Here is a 16,624-nt window from a genome sequence, read left to right as displayed (position 1 = left end):
GTCAGTCCTCCTCGATGCCGGCTTTGGCGTCCTGGCTGGCGTCGAGCAGGAAGGCGTACTCAGGGCGCCAGGACACATCGACCTTGGTGCCGACCGGCAGCATGCGGCGGGCGCCGGTGTTCTGCTCGAACACCATGAGCTCCTGGCCCCACGGCATCTTGACCATGTACTGGGTGCTCACGCCGACGAAGCTGACGTCCGTGATGAAGCCGCCGGTGATGACATCACCGGGAGCGTCGATGGGGTGTCCGGCCTCGGCGATGAGCACCTTCTCGGGCCGGATGCCGAGCCAGCCCTTGCCGGACTCGGAGTGCGCCCGCTCGGTCGGGATCGACGCGAGTGCGCCCTGCACGCGTACCTTGACCTGGCCACCCTCGCGACCCTGGATCTCGGCCTCGATGAGGTTGGACTGGCCAAGGAAGTTGGCGACGAACGTGGTCTTGGGGTTCTCGTAGAGGTCGTTGGGTGCGCCCATCTGCTCGATGACGCCCTGGTTCATGACCGCGATGGTGTCGGCCATCGTCATGGCCTCCTCCTGGTCGTGCGTCACGTGGACGAACGTCAGGCCGACCTCGGTCTGGATGCGCTTGAGCTCGAGCTGCATGCCGCGGCGCAGCTTGAGGTCGAGCGCGCCGAGCGGCTCGTCGAGGAGCAGCACCTCGGGCTGGTTGATCAGGGCACGGGCGAGGGCGACGCGTTGCTGCTGGCCGCCCGACATCTGGGCCGGCTTCTTGTGCGCCTGCGAAGTCAGCTCGACGAGCTCCAGCATGTCGGCGACCTGCTGGCCGACGTTCTTCACACCGCGACGCTCCAGGCCGAAGGCCACGTTCTTGGAGATGTTGAGGTGCGGGAAGAGCGCATAGTTCTGGAACACCGTGTTGACCGGCCGCTTGTAGGGCTTCGCGTACGTGATCTCGGTGTCGCCGAGGTGGATCGCGCCCGAGGTCGGGGTCTCGAGGCCGGCCACCATGCGAAGCGTGGTGGTCTTGCCGCAGCCGGAGGGACCCAGCAGAGCGAAGAACGACCCCTGCGGCATGACCAGGTCGAGTGACTTCACCGCGGTGAACGCGGCGTACTCCTTGGTCAGTCCGCTCAGCCGCAGGTCACGCGATCCGCTGGCGGGTCGGTCCGTGGTCGTTGACTCATGAAGCTGTGACACTGGAAAAATCCCCTTCGTAGGTGCGCGACTTGGCCTCGTCGAGTGCCATGAAGCCGTGGGTCTGGGACAGCGTCTTCTCCGTGGGGAAGATCAGCTCGTTGTGGACGTTCTCGGGATTGACCTTCTCCATCGCCTCTTGAGCCCCCTTCACCGGGCAGATGTAGCTGTTGTAGTTGGCGAGCTTCGCGCCGACCTCGGGCTCGTAGTAGTAGTTGATCCACTCCTCGGCGTTGTCCTTGTGGGTCGCGAGGTTGGGGATCAGCATGTTGTCGGCCCAGATCATGATCCCCTCCTCCGGCGGGATCCACACGAGGTTGTCGTCGCCGGCGTTCGCAATGTCACCCGACCACGCCTCGGCCGCCAGCACGTTGCCGGACGCCAGGTCCTGGACGTAGTCATTGCCGGTGAACGCCCGGAACTGGCCGTCGCCGTCGGCCTTCTTGAGCCGCTCCATCGCCTTCTGCCACTGGGCGTCGGTGAAGTTCGACGGATCGGCTCCCTCGAGCAGGAGCATGAATCCCATCGTGTCGCGCATCTCGGTCAGCAGCGTGACGCGGCCTTTGAGGTCCTTGCGGGTCAGCAGCTCGCTGAACGACTTGACCTCGCCGACCTTCTTCTTGTTGTAGGCGATGCCGGTCAGGCCGCTCTGCCACGGTGCGGAGTACTCACGCTTCTTGTCCCAGCCCGGCGACTTCAGCGAGTCGATGATGTTGGCGTGAAGGTTGGGCACCTTCGAGGCGTCGAGCTTCTGGATCCAGCCGACCTGGATCATCTTCGCCGCCATCCAGTCCGTCAGCGCGAACAAGTCGCGCTTCGACGAGCTGCACGAGCCGAGCTGGTTGGCCACTTTCGCGAAGAACTCGTTGTTGTCGTTGACGTCGGCGGTGTAGTCGACCTTGATCCCGGTGTCCTTCTCGAACTGGGTCAACGTCGATACGTACTTCTTGTCGTCCTCGTCGATGTATTCGGGCCAGTTCGAGAAGATCAGCCGCTTGTCGGTCGCCGAGACGTCCTTGGCCTGGCAGTCCGCGGGGTTCTGCTTGCGGTCGGGGGTGTTGAAGCCCCACTTGAGCGCCGCGGCGCTCGCGCCGAGCGCCGCGACACCGACCGAGCCTTTGAGCAGAGTTCGTCGTTCCAGTTCAGCCATATCCCACCCTCGCAATAGCCCTGACCACGAATACTCGCAAGATAATGGGCCCACGACAAGGGATTCCGGCGTAAACATCGTGTTTCGCTCAGGAAAGCGTCATTCTTTCCGCCGGATAGGGGGCGACGGAATCCGTCGTGTACGGCACAATGACCGACATGAGCGAGCGCAGACCGGAGGGCCGAGGACAGAACCTCGACAACACCGCCAAGCAGATCATCGAGCTCCTGCAGGACGACGGCCGGCTCTCCTACTCGGCGATCGCCAAGCAGGTGGGGCTGTCCGAGGCCGCGGTGCGCCACCGCGTGCAGAAGCTCATCGAGAGCGGTGTCATGCAGGTCGTCGCGGTGACCGATCCGATGCAGATGGGCTTCGCCCGTCAGGCGATGATCGGCGTCAAGGTCACCGGCAACGTGCGTGAGGTCGCGGCGGAGCTCGCCGCCATGGAGAAGCTCGACTACGTCGTCATCACGACCGGCCGGTTCGACATCCTCGCCGAGATCGTCGCCGAGAGCGACGACGAGCTGCTCGAGGTGGTGTCGGAGCAGATCAGTGCCCTCGACCGGGTCGTCACGACCGAGACGTTCGTCTACCTGCGCCTCGAGAAGCAGACCTACGCCTGGGGTGTGCGGTAAGGGCTCGCGAGGTCTCGATACGCCTCCCTCGCAGGGCTCGGTCAGCTACTCGACCAGCGAGTACTCGCTGATCGAGTGATCCCGAGGAACGAGGGATCGTATCGGGACCACATCAGGTGACCGTCTCGCCGGCTTCCAGGGCCTGGAAGATGTCGGGGTACGCCTCGCGCATCAACGCCTCGTAGCCTTTGGGGTCGGTCGCCGGAGCCTGCGCCGGATCCATGCGGCCGGCGTGGATCAGCAGGTCCCACGTCACCTCGGTGTCCGGCGTGTGCAGCACGGGCGGAACGCCGACGAGCCTGAGCTCGGCGTCGCCATGGGGCACCGCGCCGAGACGCGCCAGAGCCAGTACGGCGACCACGAGCTCACGACCCTGGGGGACGTCGAGCTGCACGCCCGTGCCGGCCACGATGCCGATGTTGGTGAACGCGCCGGCGACCGACGCCGACTCGTGGAGCAGCTCGGCGTACGACATCGTGCCGCGCTCGTCCTCGATCGCGAGGTTGTCGGCGAGGCCGTGGATCACGTGCTCGTCGAGCACCCGGTATATCAGGCTGGCCATCAGCGCCCCTCGAACTTCGGCGTACGCTTCTCGGCTCGCGCCGCCGCGCCTTCGCGTACGTCGGCGCTGGCCCAGACCGCGTCGAAGCTCGCGTCGATCGCGGCGTCATCGTCAGGCGAGCCGTTGAGGATCAGCTTGTTGTGCGCCAGCGTCAGAGGTGCGAACTCGGCGATCTCGTGCGCCCAGGCGATCGCGTCGTCGAGCGTGCCGGGCCGGTCGGCCAGTCCCATGCCGAGGGCCGTGTCGCGGTCGAACGTCTCGGCGGCGAGCATCAGTCGCCGCGCCGGACCCGCCCCGGCGATGTCCGACAGCGTACGGATGGTCCATGCGTCGACGGCGAGCCCGTTGCGGGCGGTCGGGACGCCGAACGCGGCCTTCTCGTCAGCGACCCTGAGGTCGCACGCGATGGCCAGCTGCGTGCCCGCACCGATCGCGGCGCCGTTGACGGCGGCGATGAGGGGCACCGGGAGCTTGGCCAGGTGGTGCAGCATGCCGTAGAGCGCGTCGAGAAACTCGTCCCCGTACACGCCGCCGAGGTCGGCGCCTGAGCAGAACGCCGTGCCCTGGCCGGTGACGACGATAACCCGCGCTCCCCCGGCGACCGCGTCGTCGACGGCTGCGTGGATCGCGCGGCAGAGCTCGAGGTTGAGCGCGTTGCGCCGGTCCTCGCGCTGGAGTTCGAGGACCGTGACAGGTCCGTCCGTGGTCACACCGAGCATGGGTCTCCTTCGGGGTCCCGGCCACGCTATCGGCCCTGATCGAAGTCGGCTCGACGTGCCCGCACCTCGGCTATATGACCTGTGAGTAACGTCACAGGAGCCGGCTCGTTGTTGGTGCATGGCTCTGTCTCGTCGCACGCTCATCCAGTCCAGCGTTGTCATCGGAGGAGCGGCGGCACTGACCGACCTGTCGTTCTCCACCGCGGCCTGGGCCGTCACCGGTCAGCTCTCCCCGGAGCACACGACCCTCGCGACGCGGCTCGTGCGCGGAGCGCCGGGCGCCGGTGGTTACGCCCCGGTCATCGTGCAGACGGGCGAGCCGCACACGCTGCGCACCGAGCTGGGCGGCACCGCGAACGACGCACGTACGACCACCCGCACCCCGATCCTCGCGTTCGCGCACATGACCGACGTGCACCTCGTCGACGCGCAGTCGCCCATGCGGCTGGAGTACGTCGACCGGTTCGAGGACAAGTACGCGCCGAGCGACCCCGTCATCGGCCTGCTCAGCTCGAGCTACCGGGCGCACGAGATGCTCACGCTCCAGGTCGCCGAGGCCATGGTCCGGGCGATCAACACCGTCAAGGACGCGGCGCCGGTCAGCGGCACCCCGCTCGCGTTCGCGATCCAGACCGGCGACAACTCCGACAACTGCCAGCTCAACGAGTTCCGCTGGAACATCGACATCATGGACGGTGGCAAGCAGATCGTCCCCGACTCGGGCACCAAGACCAAGTACGAGGGCGTGTCCGACAACACCGCCATCAACTACGACACGCACTACTGGCACCCCGACACGCCACCGAGCGGCAAGGCCCCCGACATCTACAAGTCCGTGTTCGGCTTCCCCCAGGTGCCGGGCCTGCTCGACGCTGCCCGCAAGCCGTTCACGTCCGAGGGCCTCAAGATGCCGTGGTACGCCGCCTTCGGCAACCACGACGGCCTGGTGCAGGGCAACTTCCCCCACACATTGCCGTTGAGCCTGATCTCCACCGGCGCCCTCAAGGTGACGACCGTGACCCCGGGCGTCTCCCAGGCGGACCTGCTCAAGAGCATCATGGGCGCCGACGCCAGCGCGCTCGTCAACGCCCTGAACCTCGACCTTCCGGTCCGGCTCGTCTCACCCGATCTCAACCGGCGCCAGGTCACCCGCGGGCAGGTCGTAGACGAGCACTTCAAGACGACGGGCACGCCCAAGGGGCACGGCTTCACGGCCCAGAACCAGAAGGACAACACCGCCTACTACGCGTTCGACAAGGGCGACGTGCGCTGCATCGTCATGGACACCGTCAACCCCAACGGCTACGACACCGGCTCGATCGACGCCAAGCAGATGACCTGGCTCACGACGCTCCTCGCGATGTCGAAGAACAAGTACGTCATGGTCTTCAGCCACCACACCTCCGACACGATGGACAACGGACTGATCGCCACCGGCCTCGACCTCCAGGATCGCGTGCTCGGCCCCGAGGTCGTCGCGCTGCTGCTCGCCAACCCCAACGTCGTCGCGTGGGTCAACGGCCACACGCACGAGAACCAGATCTGGGCCCGCACCCGCCCGGACGGCAGCGGCGGCTTCTGGGAGATCAACACCGCGTCGCACATCGACTTCCCGCAGCAGTCCCGGCTCATCGAGCTCGTCGACAACCACGACGGCACGCTGTCGATCTTCACCACGATGGTCGACCATGCGGGACCGGCGGCATACGGCGGCGTGCTCAACAACCCCGTGGCGCTGGCCGGCCTGGCCCGCGAGCTGGCGATGAACGATCCCCAGCAGCGCACCTCGGGACAGGAAGGCACGCCGACGGATCGCAACGTCGAGCTGCTGACCCCGAAGCCCGCGCTGGTCTAGCGTCCCGCCTGGGTGCCTTCGCTGGCGAGCCACCTCTCGCGGTACTGGTTGAGATCGCGCGCCAAGGCCTTGGCGCCACCGCGGAATTTCGGGATGGACATGTTGTAGCCGAACACTCGCGTGAACTTCTTCGACTTGATTTCCCCTTCAGGCGCGTGCACGAACCTGACGACACGTCCACCGTTGGGAAGACCAGGCAACGTCTTGGCCTCAAACTCCGAGCATTCGTCAAACCGATACGCGCGGGTCCCAATCATGCGGACGACAAAGCGATCGGGCCAGATCTCCAGTCGAGCTCGCGCCTGAACCCCGAACACCACCGCCATCACAAGTGGAAACACGGCGAACAGGAGGCCCCAGGGCTCGTTCTCGATCACAGATGCCCAGATGAAAACTCCGGCCATCACGAGAAGCACCACTGCCCCGATGATCGAGCTCACCAGAACCCCACGATAGAGCTTCAGCGGAGGAGCAAGCGCCGGCAGAGCGCCCGCGCCCACGTCGGTCTCAGCCTTCGACGGCGGCGAGCTGGCCGCAGGCGCCGTCGATGTCGCTGCCGCGGGTGTCGCGGACCGTCGTCGGGATGCCCTTGGCGATCAGCCGACGGACGAACTCGCGCTCGTCCTCGGGTCGTGAGGCGGTCCACATGGACCCCGGCGTCGGGTTGAGCGGGATCAGGTTGACGTGCACCCAGCCCCAGTCGCCGTACGACTGCAGGACGTCGCCCAGCAGGTCGGCGCGCCAGGCCTGGTCGTTGATGTCCTTGATCATGGCGTACTCGATCGAGACACGACGCTTGGTCTTCTGGGCGTACTCCCAAGCCGCTTCGACCGCCTCGTGCACGGACCAGCGCGTGTTGATCGGGACGAGCTCGTTGCGCAGCTCGTCGTCGGGTGCGTGCAGCGACAGTGCCAAGGTCACGGGGATGCCCTCGTCGGCGAGCTGCTTCATGCGCGGCACGAGGCCGACGGTGCTGACCGTGATGTTGCGCGCCGACATGCCGAGGCCGTCGGGCGCGGGCGCCACCATGCGGCGTACGGCGCCGATCACGGCCTTGTAGTTGGCCATCGGCTCACCCATGCCCATGAACACGACGTTGGAGAGCCGACCGGGCCCGCCGGCGATCTCGCCGCGGGTCATCTTGCCTGCGGCGTCCTGGACCTGGTCGACGATCTCGGCACAGCTCATGTTGCGCTCCAGGCCGCCCTGTCCGGTCGCGCAGAACGGGCACGCCATGCCGCAGCCGGCCTGGCTCGAGACGCAGATCGTGGCGCGGTCGGTGTAGCGCATCAGCACCGACTCGACGAGCGCTCCGTCGAACAGCTTCCAGAGCGACTTGACCGTGGCGCCCTTGTCGGCCTCCATGGTGCGCACGGGGTTGAGCAGCGTCGGCAGGAGCTCGGCGACGATCCGGTCGCGGCTCGCTGCCGGCAGGTCGGTCATGTTGGCGGGGTCGCGCTCGAGACGCGCGTAGTAGTGGTTGGCGACCTGCTTGACCCGGAACGCGGGTTCGCCCAGCGCCTCAGCGACAGCCGTACGCTCGTCGGCCGTCAGGTCGGCCAGATGCCGCGGTGGTTTCACGCGGCCACGCTTCTGCTCGAAGACGAGCGGCAGTGGATTCGGGTTGACGGAGGACACGCTCCATTCTCTCATTCGTGCCCTGACTTCCCCGAATCGTCGACTACGTCCGAGAGAGCCGCGCGACGAAGTCCAGCTTGTCGAGCACGGGCGGCGGGATGACGAACGGATAGAGCGGGTCCTTGCCCATGCTGCGGTTGATCTGGTTGAGCGCGATGCTCAGCGGCACCCACACGCCGGTGACGAGTTCCCGGAACGACGAGAAGTGCTGGGGCGATGCGACGGTGGCCAGCCCGTACGCCGAGGCCGTCTCGACGGTGTCGCAGATGTGCAGGTAGTGCGCGAACGTCTCGGCGAAGTCCTCCCATGGGTGCATCGTGGCGTACTGGCTGATGAACCGGTCCTGCCAGCCGGCCGGCGCACCCTGACTGTAGTGCCGCCCGACCGCGTCGGCGTAGCTCGCGCGCTCGTCGCCGAACAGCTCGCGGAACGCCTCGAGCAGGTCGCCGGCGACCAGCTGCTGCCAGTAGAAGTGCCCGATCTCGTGCCGGAAGTGCCCCAGCATCGTGCGATAGGGCTCGTCCATCGACACCCGCAGCTGCTCCCGGTGGACATCGTTGCTCTCGGCGAGGTCGAGCGTGATGATGCCGTCGGCGTGGCCGATCGTCACCTTCTCGTTGACGCTCGAGAGCAGGTCGAACGCCAGCCCCGTGTCGGGGTCGTCCCGCCGCGTGGGGATCGGGAAGCCGAGGTCGTCGAGCTCGACGATCAGGCGACGCTTGGCGCTCTCGGCGATCGGATACTCCGACAAGCCCTTGACGTCGTCATCGGACGGCCGTGTGCGGGTGAGCTCACAGCTGAAGCAGCGGCCACCGGGAGCTTCCGCCAGCCAGGTGCAGCCGGAGAGCCCGGAGTTGGCGCACACGTGCCACACCCGCCCGGATGCGTCGACGTACTGGCCGTGCGTGTCGACCGGCACGATCGCCTTCTCGTCGCGGGAGAACCCCAGGCGGGTGCCGCACTGGACGCAGCTCGAGTTGCCGAAGTAGAGCGCGTTGCCGCAGACACGGCAGGAGAAGGCTTTCACAGACCAATCCTGTCAGGGTTGCGGCGACTCGCTCGTCGGCGCGACGTCGACCTCGACCTTGAGGGTCGACTTCTTCGCCTCGGTGAAGATCACGCCCTTGACGGGAGGTACGTCGGCGTAGTCGCGGCCCCACGCGACGGTGATGTAGCGGTCGTCGACCCAGTGGTCGTTCGTCGGGTCGAGCGCGAGCCATCCACCGTCGGGGATCCAGACCGCAGCCCAGGCGTGCGTCGCATCGGCCCCGACGACGCGCTCCTTGCCCGGCGGTGGCGTGGTCGCGAGGTAGCCGCTGACGTAGCGCACCGCGAGGCCGTGCGTCCGCAGGCAGGCGAGCGTGAGGTGGGCGAAGTCCTGGCAGACGCCGGCCCGCTTGTCGAAGATGTCGTCGACCGTCGAGGTGACCGTCGTCGCGGTCTTGTCGTACGTGAAGTCGGCGTGGATGCGGTGCATCAGGTCGGTCACGGCCTCGCCGACGGGCCGGCCGGGAGTCAGCGACTGCGCTGCGTACGCCTGCGCCTCGGCGGTCTGGTCGGCGAGCGACGAGGTGAGCGCGAAGTCCTGTGCCTGCCACGCGTCGGCGACGTCGTCACGCTGCATCGGCTGCGCCGACTCCCAGGGCACCGCGAGCGCCTCGGGGTCGTAGGACGGGGTGTCGACCTCGACCTGGCTCGTCGCGAGGATGTCGAGCACCCGGTGCGGCGTGGTCACCTGGAAGTAGGTCGCCGAGTTGCCGTAGTAGTCGAGGTCGGTGGACGCGTCGTCGGTCGCCGGATCGAGCACCAGGTCGTGCGAGACGACGCGCTGCCACGGCAGCTCGCGCGGCACGAGGTAGGCGATCCCGAGGCTGTCGCTGACGTCCTCGTCGTACGAGTACGTCGTGCGGTGGCTCACCGCATAGGTCGTCATTCCGTCACCGTCGCGAAGCCGAAGGACCGCGGCGCCGGACCGGCCGCGAAGTGCAGCTCGGCGACGGCGTCCGCGAAGCGGGTCAGCTGGGCGACGTAGCCGTCGAGGAACCGCTCGAGGTTGGGCCGGTTCTCCCCTGCGATCGCCGTCAGTGCGGCGATGTCGGCGCGGTCGAGCTCGTCCGCGAGGTCGTCGAGCAGCCGCTCGGGACGCGTCGACCCGGTCGACCCGGGCATCGCGGCCAGGTGCTCCCGCAGCTCGGCGATGCCGAACGCGAGCGATCGCGGGTTGTCCGGATCGGCCAGCAACAGCTCGAGGACACCGGACAGGCGTACGTATCCGCGATAGCGCCTGCGATGGGTGACGGCGCTCTCGGCCGCGGACAGCACGGCGATGTTGAGGTCACGGTCGACGTCGATGCCGCGACGCACGGTCGTGGTCGAGCGCAGCAGGTGGCACAGCTGCAGACCGCGTTCGACCGCCCGGCCCGTGCCGATCATCCGCCAGCCGGGATCGCGGATCATGTTGGCCGTGACGCCCTGCAGCGACAGGATGCCGGTCAACATGCGGCCGGCGCTCTCGGCGACCTGATGGCTGTAGTGATAGCTCCGCAGCGCGGCGGCAGCGCTGTCGGTCGAGCTGAACGCCTGCCACGTGTCGGGCGAGAGCTGATCTCGGACGCTCTGGGCGGCGTCGCGCAGCGCGCTGATCGACTGGCCGACCGAGCCGGGCCGGTGCGCATCGAGCAGCAACGACCGGAAGTCCTCGTCGAGCTGGTCCGGCCCGAACGGCGATCCGCTGAGGCGGGCGATCGCCCCCATCAGCACCGCGAGACTCGCGCCGCCGGCAGACTGCGGGCGCGACCGGAAGTCCTCGGCGCTCGCGTGCGCGGTCAGGACGAGGCGCAGCATGTCCTCGGCCCGCTCGGCGTAGCGGCCGAACCAGAACATGTCCTCGAGCACGCGCGGCACCATCGCGGCGGGTGCGCGTACGTTCGTCAGCGGCAACACGTCCGTCAGGCCCTGGTCGGGGTCCTCCGGCTTGTCCTTGAGCACCCAGACGTCCTTGCTCGACGCCGGCCGACCCGACTCGAAGACGTTGGCGAGACCACCGATCAGCGGCCGGTAGGTCGAGCCGTAGCGCAGCGTGAACGTCCGCAGCGTGAGCACCTGGGGGCGCACGCCACGCGCGTCGAGCGTCGGTGACTGCGAGAGCGCGAGCGGCTCCTGCCCCACGTAGCGGTGCGGCTCGGCGAGGATCGCTGCCCGCAGCTCGTCGCGGGGCCGGACCAGCTCGGTGGGCTGGTCGATCGACCGCACGACGAGATCGTCGAGGTTGTCCAGCACGTATGCCTGGGAGCGCGGATCGCCGGTCCAGTAGGTCTGCACCGACGGCAGGCGCAGCGGCTCGTCGAGCAACGTCTCGCACATGGCCGACAGGAACGGCAGCAGACCCGGGTTCTCCAGCACCCCGGACCCCAGTCCGTTGACGACCCGCACGGTGCCGCGGCGCACCGCCTCGGAGAGCCCGGCGACGCCGAGCTGCGAGTTCTTGCGCAGCTCGAGCGCGTCGCTCCATGCGGCGTCGACACGGCGCATGATCACGTCGACCCGCTCGAGCCGGCCGAACACCCGCATCCACACCGCGCCGTTGCGCATCACGAGGTCGCTGCCCTCGACGAGCGGGAACCCGAGGCTCGACGCGACGAACGCCTGGTCGTACGCGGTCTCCGAGTGCGTGCCGGGCGACAGCACGACGACGCGGGGGTTGGGGCTGCTGCCCGGGGCCGAGTCGATCAACGTCGACCTCAGCGCCTGGAAGAACGGTGCCATGCGGTGCAACCCGGCCTGGCGGTACATCTCCGGCATGACCCGCGAGATGACCCTGCGGTTCTCCATCGCGAAACCGATGCCCGACGGCGCCTGAGCCCGGTCGGCGATCACCTGCCACTCCCCCGCCGCGTTGCGGCCGAGGTCGGCCGCGGCGAGGAGCAGCGGCTGCGGGTCAGCCGCGGATGCCCGGGCGGCGACGCGAAGGAAGCCCTCGTGGCCGAACACGACTGCGGGTGGCAGCACACCCGACGAGAGCAGGCGTTGCGGGCCGTAGAGGTCGACCAGGATCGCGTTGAGCAGCTCCGTACGCTGTGCCAGCCCGATCTCCAGCTGTGCCCACTCGGCCGCGTCGATGATGAGCGGGATGGGGTCGAGCCGCCACGGTCCCGGCTGGTCCTCCGGCGGGGTGTAGGTCACCCCGTCGTTGGCCAGGAACCGCTCGATGTCGCGGCCGACGCGGCGCAGGTCCGCATCGGTCAGCGCCACGGCGGTCTCGGCGAGCAGCTTCCAGCCCGCACGCAGTGAGCCGTCGGGGCCGACGACCTCGTCGTAGCGCGCCGGGTCGCCGGTCAGCGTGGGCTGGGTGACGGCAGCGGAGTAGTCCCGCAGCGCCGTCATCGGCTGACCGCCGACATGATCAGGTGACCGGGACGAGCGTGTGCAGGATCAACCAGGCGACCGGCGCCACGGCGATCAGCGAGTCGAGGCGATCCATCAGGCCACCGTGCCCGGGCAGCAGGTCGCCCATGTCCTTGATGCCGAGGTCACGCTTGATGAGCGACTCGGACAGGTCGCCGAGCGTCGCGAACACGACGCCGGCGATGCCGAGGATGATGCCGACCCACCAGTCGCCGTCGAGCGCGTAGGTGATCGTCACCATGCCTGCGGCGATGCCGAAGATCAGGGAGCCGGTGAAGCCCTCCCAGGACTTCTTGGGGCTGATCGTGGGCGCCATCGGGTGCTTGCCGAACAGCACGCCGGCGACGTAGCCGCCGATGTCGGAGGCGATCGTCGCGACGATGAACGCGATGATGCGCCAAGGCCCGTCGTCCTCGGTCAGCATCAGCACGACGAACGAGCCCATGAGGTAGAGGTAGCCCAGCACGAAGACGCCCGCGCTGCTGTCGCGTACGAAGCCCTCTGCGCCGTCGGACAGCCGCCAGACCAGCGTGCCGATGATCGTCAGGGCGAGGGCGACCGACGCGGTCTCCATGCCGCCCCAGTAGCTGCCGACGAGCATGATGGTGCCGCCGGTCAGGACTGGCGCGACGGGAATCTTGATGCGCGCCGTCGAGAAGGCCCGGGTCAGCTCCAGCACGCCGATGCCGAGCGCGATCACCACGACCGGGATGAACGCTTCCTTCTGGATGAACAGCGTCGCGATGACGAGTCCGATCAGGCCGACACCGACCGCGATCGACGCGGGCAGGTTGCGGCCCGCGCGGCTCGTCTTCTCCGCCGCGGCTGGTGTCTCCGCCGACTCCGGGGTCTCGGCAGGAGACTCAGATGTCAAGGAGCTCTGCCTCTTTGTTCTTGAGCAGCTCGTCGACGGTGTCGACGTACTTCTTGGTCAGTCCGTCGAGGCGCTTCTCGGCGCCGACGTTCTCGTCCTTGCTGATCTCGGAGTCCTTCTCGGCCTTGTCGAGCGCCTGCTTGGCCGCGCGACGCAGGTTGCGGACGGAGACCCGGCCTTCTTCGGCCTTGGTCTTGGCGAGCTTGATGTACTCCTTGCGGCGGTCCTCGGTCAGCTCGGGCAGCGTCACGCGCAGCACCTTGCCGTCGTCGCTCGGGTTGACGCCGAGGTCGGACTCGCGGATGGCCTTCTCGATCGCAGGCTTGGCGCCGGCGTCGTAGGGCTGGATGATGACGGTGCGCGGCTCGGGGACCTGGAAGCCCGCGAGCTGGTTGAGCGGGGTCTGCTGGCCGTAGTAGTCGGCCGTGATCTGGGCGAACATCGCCGGGTGGGCGCGGCCGGTGCGGATCGCCGCGAACTCCTCGCGGGTGTGCTCGACGGCGCGCGCCATCTTGCTGTCGGCGTCACGCAGGGTCTGGTCAATCACGATGTCTCCATCCGGTTCTGGTCGGTCCGTACGCCTAGGCGGCGTGGACCAGCGTTCCGATCTTCTCACCACGGAGGACGCGGGCGATGTTGCCCTCACCCTCCATGCCGAACACGATCATGGGGAGCCTGTTCTCCATGCACAACGCGAATGCTGCCGCATCGACGACCTTGAGGCCCAGTCGCAACGCGTCGTCGAACGTGATCTCGTCGAACTTGCGGGCGGTCGGGTCGGTGCGCGGGTCGGCGGAGTAGACGCCGTCCACGCCGCTCTTGGACATCAGCACGGCGTCGGCGCCGATCTCCAGCGCACGCTGCGCCGAGACCGTGTCGGTCGAGAAGTAGGGCATACCCGCCCCGGCGCCGAAGATCACGACGCGCCCCTTCTCGAGGTGCCGGATCGCGCGACGCGGGATGTAGGGCTCGGCGACCTGCCCCATCGTGATGGCCGACTGCACACGGGTCTCGATGCCCTGCTTCTCGCAGAAGTCCTGCAGCGCGAGGCAGTTCATGACGGTGCCGAGCATGCCGATGTAGTCGGCGCGCGAACGGTCCATGCCGCGCTGGCTGAGCTCGGCGCCGCGGAAGAAGTTGCCGCCGCCGACAACGATCGCAACCTCGACGCCCTCGGCCACGGCCTCGGCGACCTGCTTGGCGATGCCGTTGACGACGTCGGGGTCGATGCCGATCTTGCCGCCGCCGAACACCTCGCCGGACAGCTTCAGCAGCACACGCTTGAGCCCATGACCAGAGGCCGGAGCGTCGACTTCCTGAGCGGTGTCAGTGTCCACGTTCCGGCCTCCGATGTTGGTCGTGCGAGCTGGTGCTGAATTCGTTCGAAGGGTCAGGCGCCGATCTCGATGTGCGCGAAACGCTTGAGCGTCACGCCGGCCTCATCGAGGAGAGCCTTGACGGTCTTCTTGCTGTCCTGGACCGATGCCTGGTCGAGCAGCACCGTGTCCTTGAAGAACCCGTTGAGGCGTCCCTCGGTGATCTTGGCGATGGCCTGCTCGGGCTTGCCCTCTTCGCGAGCCGTCGCCTCGGCGATCTCGCGCTCCTTGGCGACGACGTCCGCGGGGACCTCGTCACGCGTGAGGTAGCGAGGACGCATCGCGGCGATCTGCATCGCGACACCGCGAGCCACGTCGTGACCGGCCTCGTCGCCCTCGAACTCCACCAGCACGCCGACGGCGTGCGGCAGGTCGCTGGCACGACGGTGCATGTAGGTCGCGACGTTGCCCTCGAAGCTGGCAACGCGGCCGAGCTCGATCTTCTCGCCGATGACGACCGCGAGATCCGCGACGGCCTCGGCGACGGTCTTGCCGCTCTCGAGCGTCTCGGTCGCGAACGCAGCAGCGTCGGCGGGCTTGACCTTGTCGGCCAGGACCGCGAGCTCCTCGGCCAGCGCGATGAACTGGTCGTTCTTGGCGACGAAGTCGGTCTCGGAGTTGAGCTCGACGATCGCGTTGCCGTAGTTGGCGACGAGACCGGCCGAAGCCTCACGCTCGGCGCCACGCTTGGCAGCCTTGGCGGCTCCCGAGATGCGGAGCACCTCGATCGCCTTGTCGAAGTCGCCGTCAGCCTCCGTGAGCGCCTTCTTGGCGTCCATCATGCCGGCGCCGGTGGCGTCGCGGAGCTTCTTGACCTCTGTGGCGGTGATAGCCATGTTTCTCTTCTCGCTTCTCAGGTAGTCGTGTGTGCCGAGATCACTCGGCGGCGTCGGCGTCGACCTTCTCGGCAGCCTTCTTGGCGGGCGCCTTCTTGGCCGGGGCCTCGTCGGTCGCAGCAGCCTTCTTGGCAGCCGGGGCCTTCTTGGCGGCGGCCTTCTTGGCGGGAGCCTCGTCGGTCGCAGCAGCCTTCTTGGCAGCCGGGGCCTTCTTGGCGGGCGCCTTCTCGGCCGGGGCCTCGTCGGCAACGGCCTCGGTGGCCTCGACGACGGGCGCCTCGGTCTCGGCAGCGGCGTCCTCGACGGTCACGGCGGTCTCGTCAGCAGCAGCGTCGGCCTTGACCGGCGAGACAGCGCCGGTCTGGGCGGCGTCCTTCTGCTCCAGGAGCTCGCGCTCCCAGTCGGCCAGGGGCTCCTCGGCGCCGAGCTCGGCTCCGGGCTCCTCTTCGCCGGTCTTGCTGCCACCGCGGGCGATGAGGCCCTCGGCAACGGCGTCGGCGATGACACGGGTCAGCAGGCCGACCGAGCGGATGGCGTCGTCGTTGCCCGGGATCGGGAAGTCGACGTCATCGGGGTCGCAGTTGGTGTCGAGGATCGCGATGATCGGGATGCCGAGCTTCTTGGCCTCGTCGACCGCGAGGTGCTCCTTCTTGGTGTCGACGATCCAGACGGCGGACGGCGTGCGGCCCATGTCGCGGATTCCGCCGAGAGTGCGCGAGAGCTTCGCGTACTCGCGGCTCATGCCGAGGAGCTCCTTCTTCGTGCGGTTGGATCCCGCGACGTCGTCGAAGTCGATCTCCTCGAGCTCCTTCATACGCTGAAGGCGCTGGTGCATCGTCTGGAAGTTGGTGAGCATGCCGCCGAGCCAACGCTGGTTGACGAACGGCATGCCGACGCGCTTGGCCTGCTCCTCGATCGGCTCCTGTGCCTGGCGCTTGGTGCCGACGAACAGGATCGTGCCGCCGCGGGCGACGGTGTTCTTGACGAACTCGTAGCCAGCATCGATGTAGGCGAGCGACTGCTGCAGGTCGATGATGTAGATGCCGTTGCGCTCGGTGAAGATGAATCGCTTCATCTTGGGGTTCCAGCGACGGGTCTGGTGCCCGAAGTGAACGCCGCTCTCGAGCAGCTGGCGCATGGTGACGACGGCCATGGTCGTATCTCCTTGTGGCACACGTGTGCCGTTCCTGGTTTGTCTCACCGCCGGTTGACGGTGACCTGGCGCCTGTCGCGTACGGCCCACTCCCTGCCGGGAGACCAGGACCGCGTCCGTATTCAGCTCTCGCGTCATACGGAAACAGGCGCGCGAATTCCACTTCCGAAAAAGTGGTTGCCATCAGTCTAGGGCACCGGACCACTCGGGAGGAAATCCACAAACCTTGACTCGATGGCGGTTGTCCCCAGACCATACGCCGGCCG

General features: G+C 67.7%; 16 protein-coding genes. 2 read left to right on the top strand and 14 right to left on the bottom strand.

The features are described 5' to 3' along the window. Nucleotide 1 precedes the first annotated feature (1 nt). Entirely contained in the window at nucleotides 2-1,159 is a 1,158-nt protein-coding gene (locus tag ESP70_RS12170) for an ABC transporter ATP-binding protein (RefSeq protein WP_246162011.1), read from the bottom strand. Then, the gene (locus ESP70_RS12165) at nucleotides 1,143-2,306 is read right to left on the bottom strand and encodes a polyamine ABC transporter substrate-binding protein (RefSeq protein ID WP_149689507.1); all 1,164 of its coding nucleotides are present in this window, start codon (nucleotides 2,304-2,306) and stop codon (nucleotides 1,143-1,145) included. The genes ESP70_RS12170 and ESP70_RS12165 overlap by 17 nt, the downstream gene beginning before the upstream one ends. 158 nt (nucleotides 2,307-2,464) lie before the next feature. On the opposite strand from ESP70_RS12165, the gene ESP70_RS12160 reads away from it, so the two are divergent. Next, a complete protein-coding gene (locus ESP70_RS12160) occupies nucleotides 2,465-2,941 on the top strand; it encodes an Lrp/AsnC family transcriptional regulator (RefSeq protein WP_149689506.1) in 477 nt (158 codons plus the stop codon). Nucleotides 2,942-3,053: 112 nt separating this feature from the next. On the opposite strand, the gene ESP70_RS12155 is transcribed toward ESP70_RS12160, so the two are convergent. Both ESP70_RS12155 and ESP70_RS12150 read right to left on the bottom strand, forming a co-directional pair. After that, on the bottom strand, nucleotides 3,054-3,503 hold the full coding sequence (locus ESP70_RS12155; RefSeq protein WP_149689505.1) for an AMP-binding protein: 450 nt from the start codon (nucleotides 3,501-3,503) through the stop codon (nucleotides 3,054-3,056). Beyond that, the gene (locus ESP70_RS12150) at nucleotides 3,503-4,222 is read right to left on the bottom strand and encodes an enoyl-CoA hydratase (RefSeq protein ID WP_149689504.1); all 720 of its coding nucleotides are present in this window, start codon (nucleotides 4,220-4,222) and stop codon (nucleotides 3,503-3,505) included. The genes ESP70_RS12155 and ESP70_RS12150 overlap by 1 nt, the downstream gene beginning before the upstream one ends. A gap of 118 nt (nucleotides 4,223-4,340) precedes the next feature. Here ESP70_RS12150 and ESP70_RS12145 point away from each other — a divergent pair, with 118 nt between their 5' ends. After that, a complete protein-coding gene (locus ESP70_RS12145) occupies nucleotides 4,341-6,077 on the top strand; it encodes a TIGR03767 family metallophosphoesterase (protein ID WP_149689503.1) in 1,737 nt (578 codons plus the stop codon). Here the strand turns inward: ESP70_RS12145 and ESP70_RS12140 are convergent. The 10 genes from ESP70_RS12140 to rpsB all read right to left on the bottom strand — a co-directional run bounded on the left by ESP70_RS12140 (nucleotide 6,074) and on the right by rpsB (nucleotide 16,358). After that, nucleotides 6,074-6,517, bottom strand: a complete 444-nt coding sequence (locus tag ESP70_RS12140; protein WP_149689502.1) for a hypothetical protein — start codon at nucleotides 6,515-6,517, stop codon at nucleotides 6,074-6,076. The two genes, ESP70_RS12145 and ESP70_RS12140, sit on opposite strands and share 4 nt — an antisense overlap. 67 nt (nucleotides 6,518-6,584) lie before the next feature. Beyond that, the gene (gene rlmN / locus ESP70_RS12135; protein WP_246162010.1) at nucleotides 6,585-7,715 is read right to left on the bottom strand and encodes a dual-specificity RNA methyltransferase RlmN; all 1,131 of its coding nucleotides are present in this window, start codon (nucleotides 7,713-7,715) and stop codon (nucleotides 6,585-6,587) included. 43 nt (nucleotides 7,716-7,758) lie between these two features. Next, nucleotides 7,759-8,742, bottom strand: coding sequence for a zinc-binding metallopeptidase family protein (locus ESP70_RS12130; protein ID WP_149689500.1), 984 nt, complete (start codon nucleotides 8,740-8,742; stop codon nucleotides 7,759-7,761). Between the two features lie 12 nt (nucleotides 8,743-8,754). Next, on the bottom strand, nucleotides 8,755-9,648 hold the full coding sequence (locus tag ESP70_RS12125) for a transglutaminase family protein (RefSeq protein WP_149689499.1): 894 nt from the start codon (nucleotides 9,646-9,648) through the stop codon (nucleotides 8,755-8,757). Continuing rightward, on the bottom strand, nucleotides 9,645-12,098 hold the full coding sequence (locus ESP70_RS12120; protein ID WP_149689498.1) for a circularly permuted type 2 ATP-grasp protein: 2,454 nt from the start codon (nucleotides 12,096-12,098) through the stop codon (nucleotides 9,645-9,647). Before ESP70_RS12120 ends, ESP70_RS12125 begins: the two co-directional genes overlap by 4 nt. Before the next feature lie 19 nt (nucleotides 12,099-12,117). Continuing rightward, on the bottom strand, nucleotides 12,118-12,993 hold the full coding sequence (locus ESP70_RS12115) for a phosphatidate cytidylyltransferase (RefSeq protein WP_149689497.1): 876 nt from the start codon (nucleotides 12,991-12,993) through the stop codon (nucleotides 12,118-12,120). Beyond that, nucleotides 12,983-13,537 (bottom strand): ribosome recycling factor, encoded by a 555-nt coding sequence (gene frr, locus ESP70_RS12110; RefSeq protein ID WP_188110618.1) that lies wholly within the window; start codon nucleotides 13,535-13,537, stop codon nucleotides 12,983-12,985. Before frr ends, ESP70_RS12115 begins: the two co-directional genes overlap by 11 nt. A 37-nt stretch (nucleotides 13,538-13,574) precedes the next feature. Further along, entirely contained in the window at nucleotides 13,575-14,330 is a 756-nt protein-coding gene (gene pyrH, locus ESP70_RS12105) for a UMP kinase (protein WP_149689496.1), read from the bottom strand. A gap of 53 nt (nucleotides 14,331-14,383) precedes the next feature. Then, nucleotides 14,384-15,205: a translation elongation factor Ts gene (tsf, locus tag ESP70_RS12100; protein ID WP_149689495.1), complete on the bottom strand. Its 822-nt coding sequence runs from the start codon at nucleotides 15,203-15,205 to the stop codon at nucleotides 14,384-14,386. 40 nt (nucleotides 15,206-15,245) lie between these two features. Further along, nucleotides 15,246-16,358 (bottom strand): 30S ribosomal protein S2, encoded by a 1,113-nt coding sequence (gene rpsB, locus ESP70_RS12095; protein ID WP_149689494.1) that lies wholly within the window; start codon nucleotides 16,356-16,358, stop codon nucleotides 15,246-15,248. Between the last annotated feature and the right edge of the window lie 266 nt (nucleotides 16,359-16,624).

Origin of the sequence: Aeromicrobium ginsengisoli (genome assembly GCF_004134905.2) — a bacterium.
In the GTDB taxonomy this organism is placed as follows: domain Bacteria; phylum Actinomycetota; class Actinomycetes; order Propionibacteriales; family Nocardioidaceae; genus Aeromicrobium; species Aeromicrobium ginsengisoli.
The sequence above is the reverse complement of the archived record's forward strand: the minus strand, read 5'-3'. Positions and strand labels throughout refer to the sequence as shown.